The following is a 25,393-nucleotide window of genomic DNA, read 5'->3' on the forward strand; positions in this document are numbered from 1 at the left end:
TGACCGTACTGCGCACGTCTGACAGTCCGGCCGTACGGCTTCTACTCCCCCCGGGGAACGTCACGGCGGCAGAGAACGAAGTCGTCGAAGACGTGTCGGCCGGGGCGGTCACCGACGGTCTCGATGGCCGCGCGGATGTCGCGCAGCTGATCCGTCGTCATCTGCAGGGGCGGCTCGTCGGGCTGGTAGGTGGTGCGGACGGGATAGTCCTGGCCCGGTTGCCGGGTCATCTCGATGTGGCAGCCGAGCACGTGGGTGACCGGCCGCTGGGCACAGAAGTCGATCAGGCGGTCGACGGTGCTGGTGAACGCGGCCCAGTCCTCGACGTACAGACGGCCGGGATAGACCGTGTCACCGGTGAGGAGGAAGCCGGTACAGGGGTCGAAGAACGTCACCGCGGCCGCGTGGTGGCCCGGCGTGGCCAGGCACTCCAGGACCCGGCCGCCGAGATCGACGTGGGCGACGCCTTCGGGGTCGTCGTCGAAGCCGAAGAACGGCCAGGCCGTGTCGAGGGCGGCGTCGATGACCGTGGTGCCGGGGCGGTCGGCGAACTGTCCGTCCCCCGCGATGTGGTCGCCGTGGGGGTGGGTGTGCAGCACCAACAGCTCGTAACCGTCCCGGGGACGGGCGGTCAGCCACGCTTCCATCAGCTCGTCCACCACCCGACGCAGCGGGAAGTACGCGGCCGAGGCCGTGGCACCGGTGTCGATCAGCACGGCTCGTGCCTCGCCGAACAGCAGGAACAGGAACGGCGCCTCGTAGTCGACGGCCATGTTCTGCCGCAGGATCATCGTGTGCGCGTCGTGGGCGTGGACCTGGATGTCGGGATCGGTGTTGTGCTTGGCCGACGGTGATCCGTGGATCCACCGCACGTCCAGAACCCGCGAACCCGCGGACCCCTCCGCTGCTCCGCCGTTCGTCTGCTCGGTCCTCGGCCTCTGGATGTCCACGACGTCTCCTGGTGATGATCCCGCCGGGACCACCACCTGGACCCGGGACCTCAGTTTCGCGCGGGGCTGTGGTCGACGAGCGCCTGGGTGACCGCTCGGACGCTGCGGGCGATGTGATTGAGCTGCAGCACTTCGGCGGCGTACATCTTGATGGTGTGCTCGATGACCGATTCGTGCAGGCCGAGGGCCGGAAGTTCGGACCGGGCGGTCTGCAGGGCGGTCCGGGCGACCCGGATCTCGTGCTGCACCTGGATCTGGGCGTGGCGGGCGAGCAGCACGGGGTGCTTCATGAGCGCCGGGTAGCTCGCGTAGCGGGCCGGCACCAGTTCGCGCAGCCACTTGGTCGCGGAGCGCTCCCAGTCGAAGCTGCCAGGGGTCTTGACCTGGCACGGCCAGTCCGAGGTGATCGGGGAGTACGTCGTCAGGGCCATGTTCATCGCTTCCGGGTCACGTCGGCGGCAAGGGGTCAGCGGGTTGTGGGCGGCCCCGGTCTAGGGGATGGCCGGGGCCGCCACCGCGGGCACCCGCTCACGCGGGGCCCGTCCGAACACCCGGGGCCCCATGCGGGTAGGAGCGGACGGCCCCGGATGGCCGTAGGACGTGACCCGGAGGCCTCCTGGTCGCATCCGCGAGCAGTATTTATATATGCCGCCGGATGCGCAAGAACATGAAAAAATTCATGCACGATATCGGTCGAATGATCCCGTGATGCCGTGGTGACAGGGGGTGCGCGGAAGGGGAACCGCGCCGGTTCAGTCCTTGAGGAAGAACTGGTGCTGCTCCGCGATCTGCTCGTACTCCTCCAGCCGGGCCTGTGTCCGCTCCGGATCGGCGTCGGACATGGCCTGGAGGAGCGCCGCCGACATCATGACGGGGGCGGCGTAGGAGTCGAAGACGAGGCGGGCCCCGGTGCCGACGGTGAAGGTGGCGTCGGCCTCGTCCGCGAGCGGCCCGAGCCCCAGGTCGGTGATCAGGGCGACCTTCAACCCCGCACTGCGGGCGACCCGCACCGCGGTCAGCGTCTCCTGGGCGTGCCGGGGCATCCCGAACGCGAGCAGCCAGGTGCCGCCCGCCTCGCGAGACTGGAGCAGCGCGTCGTAGGCGACGCTCCCACCCCGCGTCACCAGCCGTACGTCGGGGTGGATGCGGCGGGCGGCGTACGCGAAGTACTCGGCCAGCGACACCGAGATGCGCAGTCCGAGGATGGTGAGCGGGGTCGACCGGGACAGCGCGCGGCCGATGGTGATCACCTGGTCCGGATCGGCGAAGTCGCGGCGCAGGTTCTCCAGGTTCTCGATCTCGGCGTCCACCGCCAACTGCAGCTCGTTGCCCTGGTCCTCAGCGGGCGCGCCCGGGGTGCTGGAGAGCGTGCTGAGTGCGATGGCCTGCAGTTTCTCCCGCAGTGCGGGGTAGCCGCTGAAGCCGACCGCCGCGGCGAAGCGGGTCACCGACGGCTGGCTCACCCCGACGCGCTCCGCGAGATCGGTGATCGACAGGAACGCCGCCTCGGTGATGTGCTCGATCAGGTACTGGGCGATGCGGCGCTGCCCGGGCGAGAGCCGGGGGCCGTCGAACAACTCCCTGAGCTGGGACGTGGGTGCAGCGCCCGCCTCCGGAGCAGTCTTCCCCGAGGTGATCGCGGACGCCTGAGCGCGTGCCTGCTGCGGCGATGGCACCGATGTGCCTCCTTCGTGTCCCACGAGAACTCAACATAGCTCACGGACCGTGCTGACCAGGGCATGGACGACCACACGCAGTAGCTCGGCGGACATGGAACGTGAGGTCGCGGGCCCGGTGGGCGACATGGGCGGGTGTGAGCGGGAAACCATACCGTCAGGATTCCGCTCCATGAAGATCGCATCAGGATGTGAACCTGGCCTGATTCGCGACAAGTTGACGACGGGCCATGGACACCGGCTGAGACGGGTGTTGAGGATGAGGGTCCCCATCCGTAGGAGTTGTTCATATGCGTAGACGACGCCTGTTGACCTGTGGAGCCGCCCTCACGGCCGCCGCCGCGCTGCAGCCCGCCCTCACGGGAACCGCGCAAGCCGCTCCGCCCGCCGGGCCGCTGCCGTCGAGAGGCGCGGTCGTGGCCGTCCTGCGGCGCGTGGCCGACCAGTGGATCGGCGCGCACACGGACCCCGGCGACAACGGCTGGGCCAACGCCACCTTCTTCAGCGGACTGCTCGCCCTCCAGCGCCTGACCGGCAGCCCGCGCTATCTGGCGTATGCCAAGAACTGGGCCGAGAAGCACGCGTACGGCCTCAACGGCGGGGTCGCCACGCGCCATGCCGACAACCACAACGCCGGGCAGGCCTACCTCGACCTGTACGAGATCGAGCCGGAGGAGAGCAAGATCTCCGCCATTGAGGAGTCGCTCCACCGCATGGTCTACACCGACCAGCCGGACAAGAACGACGACTGGTGGTGGGACGATGCCCTGCACATGGCGATGCCTCCGTTCGCCAGGATCGGAGCGCTCCGCGGCGACCCCCAGTACTGGCAGAAGCTGTACGCCCTCTACGACCACACCAAGCGCGTCGAGGGCGGCCCCGGCCTGTACGACGACGCCACCGGGCTCTGGTACCGGGACAAGCGATTCCTCCCCGGGCTCCCCGGAGCAATCCTCTCGCCCGCGGGCAAGCCGGTGGTCTGGTCGCGGGGCAACGGCTGGGTGGCGGGCGGGCACGCCAAGACGCTCAAGGCACTGCCGCCCGGTGAGCGGCACACCGGCGAATACCGCGACACCCTCGTACGCCTGGTGACGGCCGCCGCCGGGATCCAGCGCACCGACGGCTTCTGGAACGTCAACCTGGCCGACGCCACCCATCTGCCCGGCCCGGAGACCAGCGGCACCTCCTTCTTCCTCTACGGCACCTCCTATGCGATGGGCGCCGGCCTCGTCGACCGGCGCGCCTACGTCCCCGTCGCGGCCCGCGCCTGGAACGGCCTCGTCACCACGGCCGTACACCCCGACGGCTTCCTCGGCTACGTCCAGAACGTCGGCGACCGCCCGGAATCCAGTCAGCCCGTCACCTACGACAGCACCGCGAACTTCGGTGTGGGCGCCTTCCTGCTCGCCGGCACCGAACTCGCCCGCCTGGCCCGTCCCTGACGCGACACGCCGGTGCCCCCGCCACATACGGCGGGGGCACCGGTCTCTCGCTGTCAGGGCTGCGCGGTGAGCGTGAAGCTCTGGGCCGCGGAGCCGTCGCAGGTGCGCTGGGTGAGCTGGACGCTGTTCGTCGAGGCGCTCGCCGCCGTCAGGCACTTGCCGCTGTGGCGAGCGGTGAAGTGGTAGCGCCCGGTGCTCTCCTTCACCGGCAGCCACTGCTGGTTCTGTCCACCCGAGTAACTCCACAGCTGGAGCGGCGCGTTGTCGGCCGTCGAGACGCCGGTCACGTCGATGACCTGCTGTGGATCGACACGGATGGCGGCCTGCCGGTACCCGCTGTCGGTCGAGCGGAACTGGAACTGCTGGGCCTGGGTGCCGTTGCAGGCGTACTGCTGGATCACGGTCCCGTTCGCCGTGGCGGCCGAACGGGCGTCCACACAGGTGCCGTTGCCGGCGTTCGTCAGCGAGTACCAGGCGGTCTCGGAGGGGGAGTCAGCCGGAGGCGTGCCGGTGTCCGCCCCTCCCAGCCACTTCAGTCCGTCGAGCAGGAACTGGTTCTGTGTCGCACTCGCGAACGTCGACGACAGACGCGTGTTGGTCGTGTAGTTCATCGCGTTGTGGCCGAAGTTCGCGTACAGCATCTTGTACTGCGTGTTGGTCCACAGGATCGGGTAATAGCCGCTGTACCAGGACTGGTTGGGATCCGTTCCGACCGGGAAGCTGCTGGGGTCGATCGAAGCCAGGATCTTGATGTTCGGGTTCTGCCGCAGATCGTTGGACCAGCTGTACCACTCGCTGACCGACGAGGTGAACGTGGCCGGCAGATTCTTGGTGGCCGGCTGCGTACGGTCCTCGACCTTCAGGGTCACCGACGTCGGACCCCAGGTGTTCGACTGGAAGTTCCCGGAGCCGAGGAACTGGTTGTGGTACCAGGACCAGCTCGCGGCGTCGGTCGTGAAGGCGGAGACATGGAAGCCCATCCAGGCGCCGCCGCCCCGCATGTACGCCTCGAAACCGACCCGTTGGGCCGACGTCTGCGGCAAGTCGTCAAGGAACAGCACGACTTGATAGGCGTTGACACCGCCGTTGCTGAGCAGGTCCCAGTTGGTGCTGGCCGTGTAGGTGAAGCCGTTCGCGGCGGCCTGCTGCGGGAACCAGACGTTGGCTTCCTTATCGAAGTCGATGTGCGCCGCGTCGTAGGTACCGCTGTAGAGGGCGAGCACCTTGAACGGGGTCGCGGCGGCGCTCGCGTGGGCGGCGGGCGGTACCGCGAGGCCGAGCAGGGCCGCCAGCAGCAGGAGGATCCGTAAGGCCGCGCGGGTGGAACCGGATCTGATCGTGTGCATCTGGTGAGCGATCCTTTCGTGCGGTTTACGGGAAGTTGGTGAGGTAGGCGACGTTGGTGCTGGAGTTGGACGGTCCGCCGGTGCTGTTGATGATGTGGCTGATGGTGCCGACACCGCCCAGCGAGACGGTCACCATGTCGTGGAACTTGACGCCCGACACGCTCGGCACCTCGAAGGCGTGATCGGCGACCACACTCGAGTTGGCGCTGAAGTAGCAGTAGCTGCCCAGTCCCCACGCCTCGTGGGAGGTGACGGAGGCGGCGACCTTGTAGGCGGGATAGCCCTTTCCGGTGCCGTTCATCCAGGAGGCCTGGTTCGGCGGGTCGTAGGGCATCTCGTTCTGGAAGAAGTACGTTCTGCCGCCGTTGCCGTTCCAGATGACCTGAGTCTTCTGGTAGTGCTCGACGAACAGGCCGTACGCGGTCACGTTGTTGCCGTTGACGGTCAGGCCGTTGTCCGCCGTGTTGGTCGTCCAGCCGACCGTGCCGGAGTTGCCGTGGTCGGCCCGCCAGATCCAGGTGTGGTCGATGATCGTGTTGGCGCTGTTGATCACCAGCGAATTGGTCGCCTTGCCGACGGTGGCGCCGCCGATCCGGATGAAGACGTCGGACAGCTGCGTCGGGTCGGCCGCGTGGGTGGCGGACGAACCGGCCGGGCCGATCTGCATCAGCGTGGCGGAGTTGGTGGTACCCGCGTCGATCAGCAGGCCCGCCAGCTGGATGCCGTCCACGTCGGCGGTGGTGACGGCGGTGATCCCGCCGTCCGGCACGAAGGTGGCCAGGCCCATGCCCAGCACCACCGTGTCGGCGCGCGTGATGTTGATCGTCTGGTTGAGGTGGTAGACGCCGGGCGTGACCAGCAGGTTCTTGCCCGCCGCGAGGGCGGAGTTCATGTCGGCCGCGGTGACGCCGGGCTTGACGATGTAGAACTGGTCGATCGGCAGGGACTTGCCCGCCGGGGTCTTCCCGCTCCACGTGGTGCCCACGGCGTTGGACTGCAGCCCGGGCACGAACACCTGATAGGCGCCCGCGCTGTCGACGTACAGGAACGGCTTCTCGCGGATCGTCGGGGAGCTGGCGACGTTGGTGTACGTCGGGAAGGACTGGGCGGGTGCGCCCTGGTCGCCGACGAAGACCATGTTCCAGTTGGAGCCGGACCAGCTGCCCATCTGTGAGTTCCGGGTGAGGAACTGCTGCTGTGTGCCGGACTGGATCTGTCCGTCGACCTTGGTGTCGGAGATGAAGCCGCCGCTGGACCAGCCGCCGTCGTCAAGTGCGAGGTTGCCGCGCACGTGCATGCGCCGGTACGGGGCGGCCTGGGAGACGGCCCAACGGTCGGTGTCGCCCGTGGGGTTGACCGAAAGGTTCTCGGCGTCGCGCCAGAAGTTCTGCGTGGCGTTGCCCTGGAACCAGTCGGCCTCCGCGTGCACGGAACCGTTGATGGTCACGTCGTCCGGTGAGAAGCCGAGGCCTGCGACCTGCGTGTAGAAGCCGACGTTGGCATTGGCGCTGTAGGTGCCGGGCTTGAACAGCAGGGCCTGGCGGGCCGAGCCGAACTGGTTGGTCTCCTGCTGGGAGAAGACCGAGTCCAGCTTGGACTGGATACTGGACGCCGACATCGACGGGTCGAACACCGTCACGTTGGGACCGAAGTCCGGAGTGCCCGGCGGGTTCGTCGTGCCGCCGCCCAGGGTGAAGGACTGCGCGGCCGTGCCGTTGCAGGTGTACTGCGCCAGCTGCACGCTGTCCGAAGTGGAGGCGCTCGGGACGTCCAGACACTTCCCGCTGTTGCGGTTGACGAAGTGGTAGGCGCCGTCCGCCTCGGCGACCGGCAGCCACTGCTGGTTGTTGCCGCCGGAGTACGTCCACAGCTGGACGGGCGTGGAGTCGGCGGTGGAGACGTCGGTGACGTCCCAGGCCTTTGTGGCGTCCAGGTTGCTGTTCACGCGGTAGTAGCCGTCACTGCCGGCCACCAGCTGCCAGTTCTGGGCGGTGCTGCCGTTGCACGTGTACTGCTGGACGGCGGTGCCGTCGGCACTCGCGGCCGAGCGGGCGTCCACGCACTTGCCGCTGCCCTTGTTGACCACGGTGGTGTAGCCGGTCGGTATGGCGGCGGCCGCCGCGCTCGCCGAGTCCTGCGAGGCGAACTCGATGCCGGACACGGTGGTCGCCACGAGCGCGGCCACGGTCAGAACCCTCGGTATCCGGTGGCGACCGGACAGTCTCTTCCGTCTGGGCACGGATATGGGCACGGATTTCTCCTGTGGTGAGGGGGGAGGGGTGGAGAGCTTCCGTCAGCCGGTGTACTTGGCGAAGATGCTGGTGAACTGCCAGGCGTTCTGGGCCACACCGGAGCAGGTGTCGTCGTTCGGGTAGCTGCCCGGGCAGGGACGGTCACGGTTGGCCGACCAGAACGTCAGCCGCGCGAGGTGGTGCTGCTGCGCGTAGCCGAGGATGGTCTGGAAGTCGGCGGTGGTGACGGTTTCGTTGTTGTCGGTGATGCCGTTCATGGAGGAGATGCCCATGTCCCGGTACGCCTGGTCGTCGCTGTAGCCGTACGCGTTCTTGAGGGCTGTCTTCAGGCCCTCCGCGGCCCTCTGGGTCAGCGTGCCCATGTTCTGGCCGGCGCCGCCGAAGTCGAACGGCATGATCGTCCAGGCGTCCACGGTGAGTTTGGCTGCCGCGGCCCGGTTGATCAGGCCGGTGTCGGGGCCGCTCTGCCCGGTGCCGATGGTGACGTACACCTTGATGCCCGGGTTGTTGGCCTTCACGGTCTTGAGCGCGTCCACGGTACGCTGCTGGACCGTCGTGTTGCTGTAGGCGTCGGCCTCGATGTCGATGTCGATCGCCTTGAGCCCGTACGCGTTGATGACCTTCTGGTACGCGGCGGCCAGTTCTCCGGCGCTGGAGCAGGAACTCTCCAGCTTGTTGCCGCTGTATCCGCCGAAGGACGGGACGACGTCACCGCCGCCTGCCCGCACGGTGTTGACGGTCTGCTGGTCGACGCCGCCGGTCAGCGCGCGGCTGCCGTCCCACTGCGGGTTGCAGTAGCCGTTGCTCAGGACGAACGCGAGCGTGAACCACTTGACCCCGGTCGCGTTCATGACAGTCGTGGGGCTGGGCGGGTTCCCCCAGCCGTTGTAGAGGTACGGGGCGACGGCCATCGGCGCGGAGGGAGGCGTGCCTCCGTCGTCGGCGGCGGGCGCGGTCCAATTCTGGTTGGCGGCGCCGGTGCAGGTCCAGAGCTGGATCGGCGTGGCGTTGGCCGAGGTGTTGCCGGTGACGTCAGCGCACTTGTCGGACTGCGGATTGACGAGGTCGCGGGCGGAGGAGACCGTCCACTTCTGGTTGGCGCCGCCTGTGCAGTCCCACAGCTGGAGCTTGGCCCCGTCCGCTGTCGAATTGCCGGCGACGTCAAGACACTTGCCGAGGGCCCGTACGGTCCCGTCGGAGCCGACGGTCCACTGCTGGGCGGTGCTGCCGTTGCAGTCGTAGAGCTGAACGGCCGTGCCATTCGCGGAGTTCGCGCCGGCCACGTCCAGGCACTTGCCCGCGAGTCCGGTGATCGTCCCGGTGGCGGCCGATGCGGGGGAGACGCTCAGGGCGCCGGCGGAGAGAGCGAAAACCGCTGTGGTCAGGGTGGCGCGCAGTGCGGCGGAGCGCGCAAGGGATTGTGTTGCCATCAGAGGGTCACAGCCCTTCGGGGAGGCTGAATGTGGGGGGGCGTTCACGTCCGTGAATGTCGAGTGCATCCATGGAGCTGTAGTGATCGGTGAACCTAAAGGTCTGAACCAGGATCGTCAAGAGATGAAGCGTAGCTGGCGTCGAATTGACCCGTATTCACGAGGAGTTGAACGCGCGAACCCTCCCAGGGACGGCAAACAGCCGACGTTCCAAGCGGAAGGGGTGGGCGGTGACGGCCATTCGGCCGGGGGGTTTTCGGTCTGGCAAAGGAACTTCTCGGCTTCGTCTGAGGCAGGAGTGCACGGGAGTGGTCGCCTGTACTCTGACCGCTCGCCGTCCCCGCGGACGCCAACAGGCGTTCCTCATACCCCTGGTGCACTCCTGATGACCAACCGTGTCCAGCGCCTTCCCCGCCGCGACGCCATGATGGATCCCGATCGACTCGTCACCTTCGGCGACGCGGTGATCGCGATCGCCATCACGCTGCTCGCGCTCGACATCACCGTTCCCGAGGGACTGGCCGACGGCGAGGTCGGAGCCGCGCTGAGGGACGCCCTGCCCAAGTTCGGGGCGTATCTGCTGAGTTTCGCCGTCATCGGCGCCCTGTGGCTGGGCCAGCACGCGCTCTTCCGGCAGATCGCCGCGCTCGACAGCTGGCTGCTCCGCCTCTATCTCGCTCTGCTCGCCGTCGTGGCCGCGCTTCCGTTCCCCACGCGCCTCATCAGCGAGTACGGCGATACCTCCGTGGCCACCTCGGTCTACGCGGCGACGATCGTCCTGGCCGTCGGGCTGCTCACGGCCATGTCCGCCCGGCTGTGGGTCAGTCCGGCCCTTGCCAAGCCGACCGTGCTCCCCGCGCAGATCAGGAAGTCGGTCCTGAGGGGCCTCCTGACCGTCCTCGTCTTCGCCACCTCGATTCCGGTGTCGCTCGCCTCGCCGACGGCGGCCAAGTACTGGTGGCTCCTCACGGTTCCCGCACGTCTGCTGTTCCGCGAGACGAGCACGCCCGCCCAGGAGCAGTCGGTCGCTGCCGCCGAGTGAGACCACCGCACTTCGCCCTTCACTTTCTGAATGGTCGGTCACACGGTTCACGGTGGGTGATGGTTGACACGCATCACCGGCTCGTCGAAACGATTCAGTTATGTGAGTGAATGACGCACGGTTGCGCCGCGTGGGGGGCGCGAGCGGGCGCGGGCGCGTGGAGATGTCAGACTGACGGCATGGACGAGCGTGAATTCGGCAGGTCAGGGCAGAAGGCATCGGTCATCGGTCTCGGTACGTGGCAGCTCGGCGCCGACTGGGGTGACGTGAGCCCGCAGGACGCCGAGGCGGTGCTGGAGACGGCGGCGGAGTCGGGGGTGACCTTCTTCGACACCGCTGATGTGTACGGCGACGGGCGCAGTGAGCAGACGATCGCGTCCTTCCTCAGTGGCCGACCCGACCTGCACGTGATGGTGGCGACGAAGATGGGCCGCCGGGTCGAGCAGATTCCGCAGAACTACGTCCTCGACAACTTCCGTGCGTGGAACGACCGGTCGCGGTGCAACCTCGGCGTCGACCGCATCGACCTCGTGCAGCTGCACTGCCCGCCGACCCCCGTCTACTCGTCGGACGAGGTCTTCGACGCGCTGGACACGCTGGTCGAGGAGGAGCGGATCGCCGCCTATGGGGTGAGTGTCGAGACCTGTGACGAGGCGCTGACCGCGATCGCGCGGCCGAACGTGGCCAGCGTGCAGATCATCCTGAACCCGTTCCGCATGAAGCCCCTGCGGCAGGTTCTGCCGGCGGCCCGGGAGGCGGGCGTCGCGATCATCGCCCGCGTTCCGCTGGCCTCCGGACTGCTCTCCGGCAAGTACACGAAGGACACAGTGTTCGCGGCGGACGACCACCGGACGTACAACCGTCACGGGGAGGCCTTCGACCAGGGCGAGACCTTCTCCGGCGTCGACTTCGTGACCGGCGTCGAGGCGGCGGCCGAGTTCTCCGCCCTCGCCCCGGAGGGCGTCACGCCGGCCCAGCTGGCGCTGCGCTGGATCATCCAGCAGCCCGGAGTGACCACGGTGATCCCGGGCGCCCGTTCGCCCGAACAGGCCCACGCCAACGCGACCGCCGCGAAGCTTCCGGCGCTGCCGGGAGAGACGCTGGACGCGATCGAGGAACTCTACGACCGACGGATCAAGGAGCAGGTGGAGGGCCGCTGGTAACGCCCCTGCGGGGGTCGGCCGCGCGACGGGGCCCGCGGTGGTCTCGGCTCTTCGGTGTGGGCTCGGGGGAGCGCCGTCCGCACCCCCGGCCCCCGCGGGTGAGCTTCGATGTGGGTGCCGCCCGCGGCCTCGGTCGCAGTGCGACGACGCCCGCGAGAACGGCTGAGCGTTGACTTAATGCTGGGCGGCCTTCCGACCTACCGCACCCGGTCTCGGACGGGACTGCCCGCTACCGGGCTTGCGGCGCGGCTGCCCGCACCTGGTCTCGGACGGGGCTGCCTGCCGGAAGCCAGGGTCGGTGGCTCGCCGCCCCGGCTTGCCGGCTTCCCGGATTGAGGTCCGTGTCCGGGCGGCACCGGCGGCCTGTCTGTTCCGGACAACCCCTATCTTCCGGTATCTACCGGCTCGCCACGCAATGATCCCCTTGTCTCTCCGGAGCGCGGAGCGCAAATGGCGGTGTCCTTCGTAGAGCGCCCTGTCTGAGTGAGCCGGGCTGAAGTCCGGTCATGGGTGGGTCCCTCGCGCCTCACGGGAACGAACGCGATCGCAAGGCACTTGTTCGTGACGAACATGTTCGCTACCTTCGTGGTGACAGAACACAGAACGATCGAGTCACCCGTTCCGAAGGAGCATCACCTTGTCCACTTACCACCCCATCGCCGTCGTCGGCGCCGGTCTCGGCGGTCTCGCCCTCGCCCGCGTCCTGCACCTGAACGGCATCGAGTCCGCCGTCTTCGACCTCGACGCCTCACCTGCCGCCCGTACGCAGGGCGGCATGCTGGACATACATGAGGACTCCGGTCAGGCCGCGTTGCGGGCCGCCGGTCTCCACGACGAGTTCCGGGCGATCATCCATCCCGGTGGCGAGGCCATGCGCATCCTCGACCAGGAGGCCACCGTCCGGATGGCGGACGACGGTGAGGGCGAGGGCGGCGCACGGCCCGAGGTGGACCGGGGAGTGCTGCGCGACCTCCTGCTCGCCTCCCTGCCCGACGGCACAGTCCGCTGGGGCGCGAAAGTCACCGGCGTACGGACGCTCGATGACGGCCGCCACGAGGTGACGTTCGCCGACGGGCGAACGATCACCGCCGGTCTGTTGATCGGCGCCGACGGCGCCTGGTCGAAGGTGCGGCCGCTCGTCTCGGACGCCACCCCCGCCTACCTCGACCTCTCCTTCGTCGAGGCGCACCTCCTCGACGCCGACACCCGGTACCCGGAGAACGCCGCTGTCGTGGGCGGCGGCATGATGTTCGCGCTCGCCGAGGGGCACGGCTTTCTCGCCCACCGCACCCCCGACGGCTCGCTGCACGTCTACGCCGCGCTGCGCACGCCGGCCGACTGGGCCACGTCCGGCCCCATCGACTTCACGGACACCGAAGCGGCCAAGGCGAGTCTCCTGGAACACTTCGAAGGCTGGGACACGCGGCTGCGGGCGCTGATCGCCGACGCGGACGGGGCGCTCGTGGCCCGCCCGGTCCACGCCCTGCCGGTCGGGCATCGCTGGGACCGCGTCCCGGGCGTCACCCTGCTCGGAGACGCCGCGCACCTGATGTCGCCGTTCGCCGGCGAGGGCGCCAACCTGGCCATGCTCGACGGCGCCGAACTCGCGACGGCCATCGCCGCCCACCCCGACGACATGGAGAAGGCCCTGACCGCGTATGAGCAGGCGCTGTTCCCGCGCAGCGAGGCCGCGGCGGCCGCGTCGGCGGAGAACCTCGACCTCTGCTTCGCCCCGCACGCACCCCAGCCGCTCGTCGACCAGATGGCCTTCTACCGCGCGGCGGCCGAGACGGCGATGGCGGACGCGAGCGACTGAGACCCACCCGCGGGCCCCACCTGCCGCAATTCCGCACCCCCGCCCCACCTGCGGGCCTCACGTGCCCGAGCTCCGCACCCCCGCCCCCACCCGCCCGAGCCACGCACCCCCTCCCGCCCGCACCCTTCACCAGCCCGTAACCAGCAGTCCGCATACGGCACTTCCGACTCATCCGACCGGCATCTATCCTCGCGCCCGGACCGGCGACCGGGGCTGCCAGCCGTCGGGGACAGACCGGTCCGACCCGTCATCGCACCTCCTCGTCCGACGGAAGGCGACACTACGTATGCGCCCCCAATGACTGTGCACAGCAAGACAGTTCGCCAGTCGTACCGCAAGCAGGTCCGCCGCCGTGGCCGTGACCACGGCGGTCGTCCTGGCCCTTCCCGGCCCCGTGGACGCGGCCGGCCTCCCGCCCCAGCGGCCGGTCTCCGCCGTGGACCCGCTGATCGGATCGGCGAACGGCGGCAACACCTACCCCGGCGCCACCCTCCCGTACGGGATGATCGCCTGGTCCCCGACCAGTACCACCGGCGATCAGACCAGCACGGGGGCCGCCAACGGCTACCAGTACGACACCACCCGCATCCGCGGTCTGAGCCTCACCCATGTCAACGGCGCCGGCTGCAACCCGGGCGCCGCCGGTGACGTACCGATCATGCCGTTCGTCGGTGACGTGACCTCCTCGCCGTCGGCGGACACCAAGGACGCGGTCTACGCCGCCGACTTCACGCACGCCGACGAGAAGGCCGTACCCGGTCGCTACACCCTCGGTCTCAAGACGGGCGCCACCGCCGACCTGGCCGTCAGCCGGCGCGCCGGTGTCGCCGACTTCAGCTTCCCGAGCGACCGTCCCGCCAACCTGCTGTTCCGCGTCTCCAACTCCCTCAACGGCAGCGAGGACGCGCACGTCGACATCGACGCCGCGCACCGCAAGGTGACCGGCTGGGTCCTCACCGGCGCCTTCTGCGGACGCCGCGCCAACGGCGGCACGAACAACCGCAAGAGCTACTACAAGCTGTACTTCAGCGCCTCCTTCGACCGTGCCTTTTCCGACTTCGGCACGTGGAAGGACGGCACGCTGTCGGCGGGGTCGACCTCCGCCTCGGGAGGCGAGGGGTACGCCACCGGGGCAGCCCGCGCGGGCCGCGGTTCCGGCGGATACATCGGCTTCGACACCAGCTCTGACAACGATGTCCACATGCGGATCGGGATCTCGTACGTCAGTCCCGGCGGCGCCGAGGCCAACCTCCGCGGAGAGATCCCTTCGCACGCGAGCGTCGCCCAGGTGGCCGACGCGGGCGCCCGCGCCTGGGACCGTGAACTGAGCACCGTACGCGTCGGGGGCGGAACCTCCGCCCAGCGCACCACCTTCTACACCGCGCTCTACCACGCGCTGATGCAACCCGACCTGATCAGCGACGCCGACGGCCGGTACTACGGCATGGACGGCGCGGTGCACCGCCTCGCCCGTGGTCAGCGCGCGCAATACAGCAACTTCTCCGGCTGGGACCACTTCGGGGCTACCGGGCAACGACGACCTGGGCACCATGTCCGCCTGGTACGTCTTCTCCGCCCTCGGCCTGTATCCCCAGACCCCGGGCAGCGCCTCGATGCTGCTGGGCGCCCCGCTCTTCCCGAGCGCGGTCGTGGACCGTCCGGGCGGCGCCGACCTCACCATCGGCGCACCCGGCGCGGACGCCGCGCACCCGTACATCGACGCCGTACTGGTCAACGGGCGCCCCACGCAACGCTCCTGGACGGATGCCGGCCTGACGGCGGGGGGCGGCAGGATCGCCTTCCGGCTCGCCGGACAGCCCAACACCCAGTGGGCGACCGACCCGGCCGGTCTGCCGCGGTGAACCCGGTGGCCTCCCGGGGACAGGCCGTTCCCGGGAGGCCACCGGCACGGCTCACTGCTGGGGAGCCGCGCTCCGAAGCGCCGTGATGCAGGAGTCGATCGCCTGCTGGAGCTCCTCCAGGCGCTGCACCATGTCGTCCTCGTAGATGTCGTCGGCGTCGTCGAAGGTCAGCTCCTCGAAGACCTTCGTGGCCTTCTGCAGGCTGCTGTAGACCTTCGTGCGACGCTCCTGGACGCGCAGTTCGGGGTCCGCCTCGACGGTCTCGACGACGAGGTTCTTCATGGTGTCGTACGCCTCGGTCGCCCACTCGCCGGTGTCCTCGCCCTCGTCCAGCTCGTCGAGGAGGGAGAGGTGGCGCTCGGCCTCGGAGCGGAGTTCGGCCGGGGCGTCGAGGGTCTGTCCGGCTGGTGTCCTGATCTGGCCCTTCTCCGCGATCTGGCGGACGTAGCCGATGCGGTCGGCCGCCCTGGTCTCGGTGGCGACGGCCTTCTTCAGCTCGTCGGTGCGGGCGATGTCACGGGCCAGCTCGGCCTGCAGGGTCGGGTCCTCCTTCACCCGGTCGAGGAGCGCGGCCCGGGCCGCCTGGGCCGTGGAGGGGTCGGCCAGGATCGCGGCCCGCAGCGCGGTGGGGTTCTCGGCGACCTCCAGGGCCTTGGTGGGGCGGATGCCCTCGGCCTTGGCGGCCTCGGTGATGGCGCTGCCGCGCTCGGAGGAGGCGCTGGAACGGGAGACGTAGTACGTCTGCCACACCTCGGCGTCCGGCAGGTCGATGTCCTGGCCCGGGACGAGGATTTCGAAGTGCGGTACGAGACCGTCGTCGGCGGCCCTGTCCCAGGCCTTGTAGTAGCGCATCACCCGTTCGGGGGAGCAACCGGCCAGCTCGGCGAACTCCTTCGCGGACACCTTCGGCGTCTCGTCGGCGGACTGGCCGCCGGGGCGCACACTGCGTGCCACCTTCAGGGCGAAGGTCCAGCCGCCGGTTCGCGCATAGGCCCCGAAGTCGCGTGCGTCACACGAGATGGGGTCCAACACGCCCTGGATCGGGGCGGATTGGGCACTCGGATCGAGAACTGCGGTCACCGGGAACTCTCCTGGGTGAGACGACGTCTAGATTACAGAGAATGAAGCCTTGGCCGAAGCTTTCGGCCTGGGTCAAGCAGACAACCAAGCACACACACGTGCAATACGGAAACTAGCAAGCCTGAAACGACGCGATGTGATGCCCTTCACCCCGATGTGGCGGAAAGTGATGAATTCCTTACGGTCGTGACACGTAGGGGAGGGTGCAGAACATCGTGAGATGGCGGGAGGATCCTTCGTGCGACCGTTCACCCTCAACTACGCCTTGCCCACAGGGCATTCGGCCGCAATACCCCCGTACCACTTCGACGTGTCCCTGCAGCTGAACGTGCTGCCGGACGGCCGTCCGGCCGTCAGTGACCACGCTCTCCTCATGGCCACCGGCACGACCACCTCGACCGCCGGTTCTCAGACGCACTTCGACGACTGACGGTCCGTTACTCACATGACGGTACTCATACTCACGGCGGAGCAGGACGTCACCGCCGACATGGTCGTGGCCAGGCTGCACGAGCAGGGCGTGCCCATGGTGCGCCTGGACCCGGCCGACCTGCCGGGCAAGGCGGTGCTGTCCGCGGACTACGCGCACGGCGACTTCGACGGCTACCTCTCGGTCAACGGCCACGTCCTCAGCATGGGTGGCCTGCGCTCCGTGTGGGTACGCCGGCCGGGTGAACCCGCGGCGCACGCGGCGGAGCCCTCGCCGTGGCTCACCGCGGAGACCAGGCAGGCCCTGTTCGGCATGCTCTACTCCGCCTCCACCCGCTGGATGAACCACCCGCGCCGGGCCGAGCAGGCCCGGCACAAGCCCTGGCAGCTGAGGGTGGCCCACAGCAGCGGGTTCGCGGTGCCGCCGACCGTGATCACCACCGCACCACGGGTGGCCCAGCAGTTCGTGGAGGAGTACCGGCAGGTGGTGGTGAAGTCCGCCTCCGGGCCGCCGCCCGGCGAACCGCCGGTGGCCCTGCCGACCACGCTGATCGGCCCCGACGCGGACTTCTCCGGCGTCGCGGCCGGTCCCGCGCTGCTTCAGCAGTACATCCCCAAGCGGGCCGACATCCGGCTCACCTGCATCGGCAACCAGCTGTTCGCCGCACGGAAGGTCGCCGAGCCCGGGCAGGTCGACGGGCGCTTCGGCGACACCGGACACGGCTGGGAGCCCACCCCGGTGCCGGGCCGTATCTCCCGCTCGGTCCAGGAGTACACGGCGTTCACCGGACTCGCGTACGCCGCCTTCGACTTCGCCGAGGACGAGGACGGCGTCTGGTGGTTCCTGGAGGGCAACCAGGGAGGCCAGTTCGGCTTCATCGAACTGGAGACCGGCCAGCCCATCTCCGAGGCGGTCGCGGTCTGGCTCTCCCAACGAAGACCGGCTGCCAAGGGCCATTGACGCGCGTCAACCCGGCTCGACCCTCGATCCTCGACCTGCGCGGCACGGTCTGCCGCGCATCGAAGACGTAGTCCCTCACCGTGATGTGCCCTTGAAGGTCCGCAGGAACGTGGCCTGGGCGGCCCGGTTGGCGGTGGTGTCCCAGTCGGCGGCCGGGGTCGTCCACCGCAGCGAGAAGCCCTCGTGGTCGCTGATGAGGAACCCACGCCCGAACGTGCGCTCACGGACGCCGCCGGTCGTCGACAGCCACTCCATGTCCGCCCCCTTGTAGCCCTGGTAGGTGACGGCGAGGATGTCACCCAGCCGCTCGTAGGCGATGGAATCGTCGCGCAGCGAGGCGTCCACCTCACGCCAGACCGCGACGGGGTCCGAGGCGAGCTGGGTGCTGTGGGTGACGACCAGCGTGCGTGGGTCCCCGCTCGCGCCGAGCGTGACCCGATAGGAGCCGTCGGCGGAACTCTCGGTCCGCACCGGCTTCCAGCCCTTGGGCAGCTCGACGGAGAAGCCCTGGGGCGCGGTGTAACGGAAGAAGCCGGCCGGCGGATCCTGGGTGACGGTGTGGGACGGCGAAGGGGAGGCGGAACCGGACGAGGAAGGAGAAGGGGAGGCGGACGCCGATGGGGCCTGCTGGGGGACGGTACTGCTGGGCGCGGCGCTCGGCGTGGGCGACGGCTTGGCGGAAACCGTGGGGGAAGGCGCGGCGCCGGACGCGGACGTGCCGCGCTCGGACAGTCCGCCCGCCACGGTGAGCCCGGCGAAGCAGACGGCCGTCACGGCCAGCGCCCCGCCCAGCAGCACCGGGCGGCTGAGGGGCCGCTTGCCCCACACCCGCCCCGTGGGCGGGGTGCCGAGGTCCCGGAAGATCGGCAGGGTCTCGGTGGGCATCGAGTCCTCGTCGTGTTCCGCCTTGAGGATACGCGTGAGCGCCTCCCGAACGACCGACTCGGGCACCCGTTCCACGGGATCCCTGCGCAGGAGTCCCTGAATGGCCGGACTGAGCGGGCCGGCGCCCAACGGGGCCCGGATGGGCAGCCGTTCCACGGCGCGCAACGTCGCTTCGAGCCCGCCCCGGTCCCGGATGGCCGGCCGGCCCTCGACCATCTCGTACATGATCGCGCCCAGGGCCCACAGATCCGTGGCCGGTCCACCGCCCTCCCCACGGGCCTGCTCGGGGGAGGCGTACGACGGTGCCGTCACGCGCGGCGACGCGGTGGCTCCCATCAGCCCGAAGCCGGCCACCGTGACCCCGCCCCGCTCCTCCACCCACACCTGGCCGGGGCTGAGGTCGCCGTGTGTGATCCCCTCCCGATGGGCCGTGCCCAGGACGTCGAGGACACCGAGCCCGATCCGGGCCGCCCGCACGTAGTCCACCGGGCCGTGCCCGAGGAGCGCGCCCAGCGGAACGCCCTCCGGCCGTGCGGTGACCGTCCACAGGAATTCGTTGTCCTCGACGACGTCGACCACGACGGGCACCCGCCCGGGGCAGACCAGTCCCAGGGCCTCGGACTCCCGGGTGATCCGGACGGCGGTGCGCAGCTCGGCCTCCTCACGGAGATGCGCCGGGAGGCGGGAGCGCGTCAGGGTGACCGGACGCTCGGACTCGACGTCCAGACCGTGCCAGGCGTCGCGCCCCTCCTCGTGGTGGACGGCCTCCCGCAGTCGGTATCTTCCGGCGACCAACTCATCCGTGGAGACTTGCACCTTGACCATGGTCATCCCTCACTGCGCACCGGACTCTCACCTTTCCCGGTTGTACGGCGGATGTGACGTTGTGTGTTCAACGGAAGGCGATACCAGGGGCCCGTTTTTCTGGAATTCTTTGCGCGTAGCGCACGTGTGCGAAAAAATTCAGGCCCCAGCCGCACAGCGGTTCCTCTCACGGTGCCGTCGGACCGGTGTCCTTGCCGATGTACGACTCGGCGAAGGTGGCCGCTGCCGCGGGTGAGCCGAGGATCCGGCGCAGGCGGGCTCTCGCGGAACCGGCCCGGAAGGGATCGTCCGAGGACGGTCCGTGCAGCAACTCCGCGAGCCACTGCGAGAATTCCTGGTACTCCCACACCCGCCGCAGACAGGCCGCCGAGTAGCCGCGCAGTCCATCGGCGTCCCCCCTGAGGTAGTAGGCGACGAGCGCGTCGGCCAGCAACAGGGCGTCGTGCAGCGCGAGGTTCATGCCCTTCGCGGCGATGGGCGCGACGAGGTGCGCGGAGTCGCCGGCCAGGAACAGCCGCCCGTACGTCATCGGCTCCACGACGTAGCTGTGCATGTCGAGGACCCGCTTCTCGATCAGCGGTCCCTCGGTGAGCGGAGGCGCTCCGGCGGCCGACAGCCTGGCGTGCAGCTCCGACCAGACACGGTCGTGCGACCAGTTCTCCGGGTCCTCGCCGGGTGCCACCTCCAGGTAGTACCGGGTGACCTCGGGGCTGCGGGCCATATGGGCGCCGAACCCACGCGGGTGGACACCGAAGACGACGCAGTCGCTGGACGGCGGCGCCTCGGCGAGCAGCGCCAGCCAGCCGACCCCGTAGTCGAACCGGGCCACCGTGCCCCGGTCCGGGGTCACATGGGTGCGGGTCACTCCGCGCGCGCCGTCGCAGCCGGCGACGATCTCACAGTCGATCCGCCGGCGCTCACCCGTCTCAGGATCGGTGTAGAGCACCGCGGGCCGGTCGCCGTCGATGCCGTGCAGGGCCACGTCCCGCACACCGAAACGGATGTCGCCGCCCTTCACATCGGCGTACTCGCGCACCAGGTCCGTCACCAGCAGCGGCTGCGGATAGACGAAGTGCCGGTCCCCGGACAGCGCGGCGTACCGGAAGCGGTGCCGCTCGCCGTCGATGCGGAACTCGCACTCGCTGTGCGCCTGCGCCCGCTCCACCAGCCGGTCGGCCAGCCCCCGTCGACGCAGCGCCCGCACAGCCCACTCCTCGATGAATCCGGCGCGGGGGCGCTGTTCGACGAACTCCCGGCTCTCGGTCTCCAGGACCACGCAGTCGACGGACGCGGCCCGAAGGATGTTGGCGACGGTGAGCCCGGCCGGTCCGGCACCGATGATGACGACGGGGACGCGCGGCGTCGGCGCGGATGTGGGGGAGGGGTTGATCATCTCGGCATTATGGCGGCGGTCCGACAAGCCCCCACACCCCCTGCGCAACCCTCTGACACGGCCCGCACAACCCCTCCGCCCCGGCCCGTGGCATCCCTGGACAGACCCTAGTAGGGCTTTGTTAGGTCCTGTGGTGGGGTTCGGGTGTGGGGGCGGGGTGGCCGCATATCGAGCAGGCGCCGGTCCAGGTGGCCAGGATCTTCTGTAACGCGCGCAGAACCGCGTAGAGGGTCAGGCCGGCGCAGGGACTTTTGGGTCGAGGCGGAGCATGGTGCAGAAGGCCTGGGCGAGGGCGGCCAGGGTCACGTGCCGGTGCCAGCCGAGGTAGCTGCGGCCTTCGAAGTGGTCCAGGCCGAGGCCGTCCTTGAGCTCACGGTAGTCGTGCTCGACCCGCCAGCGGATCTTGGCGATACGGACGAGTTCGCGTAGCGGGGTGCCGGCGGGCAGGGTGGAGAGCCAGTAGTCGGTGGGCTCGGCGGCGCCGGGTGGCCATTCGGCCAGCAGCCAGCACTCGGGCAGACTGCCGTCCAGGTCACGGGGGATGTCGCGGTTGGCCGGGCGCACGCGCATGGCCACGAAGCGCGAGCGCATGTCGGCCCGTGGGTTGCGCGGACCGCTCTTGGTGCCCTGGCGCCAGGTGACGGTGCGGGCGGCGCCCCGCCCGGCGGCCAGGACGAGGTCACGCAGGGTGCTGTGCGGCATCGGGTAGGCGGGCCGGGGCGGGCGGCCGCGGCCGCTGTAGGGCGGACGCTCGGGCAACGCCTCACCGGGGTAGGCGGTGGTGGTTCCTTTGACGGCGACCGCGTAGGCGAGACCGCGTTCGGTCAGGCCCAGGCGGAAGCCGGTGGCATCGCCGTAACCGGCATCGGCGACCACCGGCAGACCGGGCAGTTCCCACTGGCCGCGGACCTCGTCGAGCATCTCCAGCGCCTGGCGCCACTTCTCCTTGTGGCGGACCTGGTCGGGGATGCCCGCCCGCTGGCGGCGTCGGCGGATCGCCTCGGCCAGCAGCGGGTCGTCCCCGGATGCGGCGTCGTCCCAGCTGTCGGGGATGAACAGCCGCCAGTTGACGGCCGCTGAGGCGTGGTCGCTGACCAAGTTGACACTGACCGCTATCTGGCAGTTTCCGCGCTTGCCCAAGGCGCCGCAGTACATCCGGGCCACCCCAGGGGAGTCGTACCCGTCCTTTGGGAAGCCCGTGTCGTCGATCGCATACGCCTCCGGGGTGATGTGCGCCGCTGCCCACCGCGAGACCCGGCGCCGCACCTCGACGTAGTCCCAGGTGGAGGAGGAGATGAACTGCTGCAGCTGCTGGTGGTCCACGCCCAGACGCTCGGCCATCGGCTGCATCGACTTGCGCTTGCCGTCCAGCATCAGCCCACGCACGTACAGCTCGCCCTTGGCCCGCTGGTCCCGGCGTTTCACCGTGCCGAGCATCTCGGCTGCGAACGCCTCCAAGCGGGGGCGGATCTCGTCCATCTCCTCAGGTGTCACACCTGACAGGACATCACGAGACTACCTCGGAACGATCAACCAGGGTACGTAACAAAGCCCTACTAGACGCGCGCCACGAACTCCCAACTCCCGTGCGGTACCGCGTACACCACGAATCCCGGCTCCGAACGTACCCACTTCGCTCCGTCCGGCGGCGCGACGGCCGACCGACTGGCCGCCGGTACATGCACCTCCGCCGTCGCTCCGACCGGCACTCCCACCGACAGCCGGGTCGTCCCGTCCACGACGGACCACGCGGCCGCCGCCCGGCCGCGCACCGTGTGCACCGAGGTACGGGCCCAGTTCACGCCCGTACGGCCGTCCGGGCGGACCGTGAAGGTGCGGTAGCCGGCGTCGCCGGGGCGCAGGCCCGCCACGTTCTCGTAGAGCCACTGCACCACGGTGCCAAGGAAGTAATGGTCCCGGGAGCGGGAGTCGAGCGGCCACATCTCCCACATGGTGTCGGCGCCGTTGTCGAACCAGTACCCCCAGCCGGGGTAGGTGCGCTGGGTGGCGAGGGCGTGGGCCACCTCGGGATGCCCCTGGGCCGAGAGCTCACGCAGCAGCACGCTGGTGCCGAGGGCCCCCGTGTCGAGGTGGTTGCCGCGCCGTGAGATGTCGGCGAGGAGCGAGTCGATCACGCTCGCCCGGGCGCCGGGCGGGACGAGCCCGAAGGCCAGCGGGACGCAGTTGCTGGTCTGGCGGTAGTCGGGGTCCTTCGCCGTGCGGTAGTGGCCCTCCGGCCCGAGGAACGCCGCGTTGAAGGCCTCCTGCAGCGCGTCGGCCGCCTCGCGGTAGCGGTCCGCCGCCTCGGTGTCGTGCAGCAGATCGGCGAGTTCCGCGGTGCCGGTGAGCGCGCGGTGCAGATAGGCGGTGGCGGTCAGCCGGGTGTCCTCGGGCGGGTTGCCGCCGTAGCCCGGCGGCAGCCAGTCGCCGAGCGCGGTCACCGCGAGGCCGTCCTGGAGGCGCCCGATCTCCCAGTCCAGGTAGCGGGTGAGCGGCGCCCAGTGGTCACGGGCGAGCCGCTCGTCTCCGTACACGCGGTACATCTCCCGCAGCAGGAAGGGGTACACCGTCGTCCACTCGGGAGCGGGGGCCAGATCGTGGTAGCCCCAGCCACCGCTCGGCACGATCACCGGCAGCTGCCCTTCGGCGTTCTGACTGTCCCTCAGGTCACCCAGCCACTTCGTCAGGAAGCGGTGCACACCGAAGGCGTACGCCATCACGGGCGCGCCGAGCTGTGCGTCGCCGGTCCAGCCGTTCTTCTCGTACACGGGAGTGTCCGTCGGTATGCCGTGGAGGTTGTTGAGGACGGTGCGGCGCATCGCCCGGTCCAGCTGCTCGTAGAACGGTTCGGAGCAGGCGAACGTGCTCGTCGACGCCACCCGCGTGTGCACGACCCGGCCGAGCACCTGCTCGGGCCCCGGCTTCGCGGGCAGCCCGCTGACCTGGACGTAACGGAAGCCCTTGTACGAGAACTTGGGCTCCCACACCTCGTCCGCACCGCCGCCCGCACACACGTACTCGTCCGTCTGGCAGCGGCCCGGCACAAGGTCGTTGCGGGCGGTCACACTGCCGTCGGCGTTCAGTCGTTCCCCGTGGGCCAGCCGGACGATCGTCCCCGCCTCGGCACGCACGGTCAGCCGGGTCCAGCCCGCGAGCGTCCGCCCCATGTCGACGACGTACACGCCCTGGCTCAACTCGCCGATGTCCACCGGGCGTACGGTTTCAGCCACCTCGATCGGGTCGTGCTCCTGAGCGTGCGGGGTGCCCTTGGGTGCCGTCTGTCGCTGGGCCTCCTGCCAGGAGCGGTCGTCGAATCCGGCGCGCGTCCAGCCCAGGGGTGCCTTGCGGGCGTCGTAGGTCTCGCCCGCGTACAGGGAGTTGGAGAGCGTCGGTCCGTCGGTGATCCGCCAGGTGCCGTCGGTGGCGACGGTGGTGCGCGATCCGTCCGGGTGGTCGATCTCCAACTGCGCCAGCAGCCGGGGTTCGCCGTGCCAGGGCGCTCGGTTCCAGTTCCACGCGGTGGGTGTCGTCAGGCCGAAGAAGCCGCGTCCGAGCGTGACCCCGATCGCGTTGGCACCGCGCCGGACGCGGTCCGTGACGTCGTGCACCGCGTAGAGCACCGTCTCCTCGTAGTCCGTGAAGCCGGGGTCGAGGACCTGACGGCCGACGCGGACGCCGTTGATCTCGGCCTCGTAGTACGCGAGTCCGCTGATGTGGAGCCGGGCGCGCACGACGTCCTTCGGGACGCTGAACGTCCGGCGCAGCAGGGGAGCGGGCCGTTCGGGGACGCCGATGGACACGCCGGTGCCCCAGGGGCCCTGTCCCCAGGGCGCGAGAACGGCGGCCCCGGACCAGCCCGTGTCGTCGAAGTCGGGTCGCTGCCAGCCCTGTTGCTCACTGTCGGCGCAGCGCCAGCCGTCGCCGGTGACGAGTTCGACCGTGTCGCCGGACGTGGTCTCCAGGATCAGGCGCAGCAGGAGCCCGCCCGGATTGGCGGAGCCGTTGTCGCGGTTGGTCGCGACGGCGGCGACCACGATCCGCCCGCCGCTCGCCCCGCGCACCTGCTCGGTGACGTCGGCGAGATGTCCGGTGCGCCAGGCGTCCGTCTGCTGGGGCTGATACAGGACCTGCTGTCCGTCGACGTAGAGCGTGAAGTCGTCGTCGGCCGTGGCCACCAGCCTCGCCCCACGCACCTCGCTGCCGGTGGGGAGGGTGGTCGCGGTGCGGAACCAACGGGGCCCGACGGGGGCGGAGCCGGTGGTCGAGCCGGGCGACCAGATCCAGGACGCCCCGTCGAAGCCGGGCGGCTCGGGCAGGGCCGCCGCCCCGATCCAGAACCCCTGCCAGCCGTCCTTCGGCAATGTCGTCTCCCACCAGCGCGGGGCGCTCCACGCCGTCGGGCGGCCTTCGCCGTCCCAGACCCTGACCTGCCAGTGGTAGCGGGTACGGGGGCGCAGCGCGGGCCCCGCGTAGGCGATGCCGACGCTGTGGTCCGACTCGACACGCCCCGAGTCCCAGACCAGGTGCCGTCCCTCGCGCAGGTCCTTCTCGGTGAGCGCCACCCGCACCCGGTACGCGGACTGTCGCGCGCCCCGTCCGGGAGCGATCAACTCCCAGGTGAGTCTGGGGTGTTCGACCTCGGTGCCGAGAAGCGTCTCGGCGTACTCGACGGTCGTGCGGTCGATGCGCAGCCCACCCTCCCGCCGAGCGCCGGCGCTCGCCCCGGGTGTCGCGGAGGCGGTGCGGGCGCCCCCGGACCCGAGTGCGAGGGTGGCGCCCGCTCCGACGGCGGAGCCGCGCAGGAAGACGCGGCGGTTCCAATCCTTGGCCATGTGTCGCCC

Annotated in this window: 18 protein-coding genes and 1 pseudogene; 8 read left to right on the plus strand and 11 right to left on the minus strand. The window is 69.8% G+C overall.

What is annotated here, in order from left to right; all coding sequences use genetic code 11:
- Positions 1-41 precede the first annotated feature (41 nt).
- The 3 genes from OG819_RS32370 to OG819_RS32380 form a co-directional block, all read right to left on the minus strand.
- Entirely contained in the window at positions 42-950 is a 909-nt protein-coding gene (locus OG819_RS32370) for an MBL fold metallo-hydrolase (protein ID WP_266652131.1), read from the minus strand.
- Positions 951-1,000: 50 nt separating this feature from the next.
- Positions 1,001-1,381 (minus strand): hypothetical protein, encoded by a 381-nt coding sequence (locus OG819_RS32375; protein ID WP_266422140.1) that lies wholly within the window; start codon positions 1,379-1,381, stop codon positions 1,001-1,003.
- 321 nt (positions 1,382-1,702) lie between these two features.
- A complete protein-coding gene (locus OG819_RS32380; protein ID WP_266621757.1) occupies positions 1,703-2,626 on the minus strand; it encodes a MurR/RpiR family transcriptional regulator in 924 nt (307 codons plus the stop codon).
- Between the two features lie 290 nt (positions 2,627-2,916).
- On the opposite strand from OG819_RS32380, the gene OG819_RS32385 reads away from it, so the two are divergent.
- Positions 2,917-4,068, plus strand: a complete 1,152-nt coding sequence (locus tag OG819_RS32385) for a glycoside hydrolase family 88 protein (protein WP_266652133.1) — start codon at positions 2,917-2,919, stop codon at positions 4,066-4,068.
- A 53-nt stretch (positions 4,069-4,121) separates the two neighbouring features.
- Here the strand turns inward: OG819_RS32385 and OG819_RS32390 are convergent, their stop codons facing one another.
- From OG819_RS32390 to OG819_RS32400, 3 genes are all read right to left on the minus strand, one after another.
- Entirely contained in the window at positions 4,122-5,414 is a 1,293-nt protein-coding gene (locus OG819_RS32390; RefSeq protein WP_266652135.1) for a ThuA domain-containing protein, read from the minus strand.
- Between the two features lie 25 nt (positions 5,415-5,439).
- A complete protein-coding gene (locus OG819_RS32395) occupies positions 5,440-7,599 on the minus strand; it encodes an RICIN domain-containing protein (protein WP_266652137.1) in 2,160 nt (719 codons plus the stop codon).
- Positions 7,600-7,707: 108 nt separating this feature from the next.
- Complete coding sequence (locus OG819_RS32400) at positions 7,708-9,096, minus strand: ricin-type beta-trefoil lectin domain protein (protein ID WP_266652139.1); 1,389 nt, start codon at positions 9,094-9,096, stop codon at positions 7,708-7,710.
- Positions 9,097-9,481: 385 nt separating this feature from the next.
- Between OG819_RS32400 and OG819_RS32405 the strand changes: the two genes are divergently transcribed.
- The 5 genes and pseudogenes from OG819_RS32405 to OG819_RS32425 all read left to right on the plus strand — a co-directional run bounded on the left by OG819_RS32405 (position 9,482) and on the right by OG819_RS32425 (position 14,979).
- Positions 9,482-10,138, plus strand: coding sequence for a TMEM175 family protein (locus OG819_RS32405; protein ID WP_266621747.1), 657 nt, complete (start codon positions 9,482-9,484; stop codon positions 10,136-10,138).
- Between the two features lie 179 nt (positions 10,139-10,317).
- A complete protein-coding gene (locus tag OG819_RS32410) occupies positions 10,318-11,301 on the plus strand; it encodes an aldo/keto reductase (RefSeq protein ID WP_266652141.1) in 984 nt (327 codons plus the stop codon).
- 637 nt (positions 11,302-11,938) lie between these two features.
- The gene (locus OG819_RS32415) at positions 11,939-13,117 is read left to right on the plus strand and encodes an NAD(P)/FAD-dependent oxidoreductase (RefSeq protein WP_266652143.1); all 1,179 of its coding nucleotides are present in this window, start codon (positions 11,939-11,941) and stop codon (positions 13,115-13,117) included.
- Between the two features lie 436 nt (positions 13,118-13,553).
- Positions 13,554-14,568: pseudogene (locus tag OG819_RS32420) on the plus strand (glycoside hydrolase domain-containing protein); the annotation flags it as partial.
- A 99-nt stretch (positions 14,569-14,667) separates the two neighbouring features.
- Positions 14,668-14,979 carry a glycoside hydrolase domain-containing protein gene (locus OG819_RS32425; protein WP_266652906.1) on the plus strand — a complete coding sequence of 104 codons (312 nt, stop codon included), beginning with the start codon at positions 14,668-14,670 and terminating at the stop codon, positions 14,977-14,979.
- A gap of 51 nt (positions 14,980-15,030) precedes the next feature.
- Here the strand turns inward: OG819_RS32425 and OG819_RS32430 are convergent, their stop codons facing one another.
- Positions 15,031-16,059, minus strand: a complete 1,029-nt coding sequence (locus OG819_RS32430) for a hypothetical protein (protein ID WP_266638714.1) — start codon at positions 16,057-16,059, stop codon at positions 15,031-15,033.
- Between the two features lie 238 nt (positions 16,060-16,297).
- Here OG819_RS32430 and tgmA point away from each other — a divergent pair, with 238 nt between their 5' ends.
- Both tgmA and tgmB read left to right on the plus strand, forming a co-directional pair.
- Complete coding sequence (tgmA, locus tag OG819_RS32435) at positions 16,298-16,489, plus strand: putative ATP-grasp-modified RiPP (RefSeq protein ID WP_060896220.1); 192 nt, start codon at positions 16,298-16,300, stop codon at positions 16,487-16,489.
- Between the two features lie 15 nt (positions 16,490-16,504).
- A complete protein-coding gene (gene tgmB, locus OG819_RS32440; RefSeq protein ID WP_266638713.1) occupies positions 16,505-17,449 on the plus strand; it encodes an ATP-grasp ribosomal peptide maturase in 945 nt (314 codons plus the stop codon).
- Between the two features lie 75 nt (positions 17,450-17,524).
- Here the strand turns inward: tgmB and OG819_RS32445 are convergent, their stop codons facing one another.
- From OG819_RS32445 to OG819_RS32460, 4 genes are all read right to left on the minus strand, one after another.
- Positions 17,525-19,159, minus strand: coding sequence for a serine/threonine protein kinase (locus tag OG819_RS32445; protein WP_323139376.1), 1,635 nt, complete (start codon positions 19,157-19,159; stop codon positions 17,525-17,527).
- Between the two features lie 166 nt (positions 19,160-19,325).
- Positions 19,326-20,552 carry a 4-hydroxybenzoate 3-monooxygenase gene (locus tag OG819_RS32450; RefSeq protein ID WP_266638711.1) on the minus strand — a complete coding sequence of 409 codons (1,227 nt, stop codon included), beginning with the start codon at positions 20,550-20,552 and terminating at the stop codon, positions 19,326-19,328.
- 231 nt (positions 20,553-20,783) lie between these two features.
- Positions 20,784-22,031, minus strand: a complete 1,248-nt coding sequence (locus tag OG819_RS32455) for an IS701 family transposase (protein ID WP_266652542.1) — start codon at positions 22,029-22,031, stop codon at positions 20,784-20,786.
- A 77-nt stretch (positions 22,032-22,108) separates the two neighbouring features.
- Entirely contained in the window at positions 22,109-25,384 is a 3,276-nt protein-coding gene (locus OG819_RS32460) for a family 78 glycoside hydrolase catalytic domain (protein ID WP_266652147.1), read from the minus strand.
- Positions 25,385-25,393: the final 9 nt, after the last annotated feature.

Origin of the sequence: Streptomyces sp. NBC_01549 (assembly GCF_026339955.1) — a bacterium.
In the GTDB taxonomy this organism is placed as follows: Bacteria; Actinomycetota; Actinomycetes; order Streptomycetales; family Streptomycetaceae; genus Streptomyces.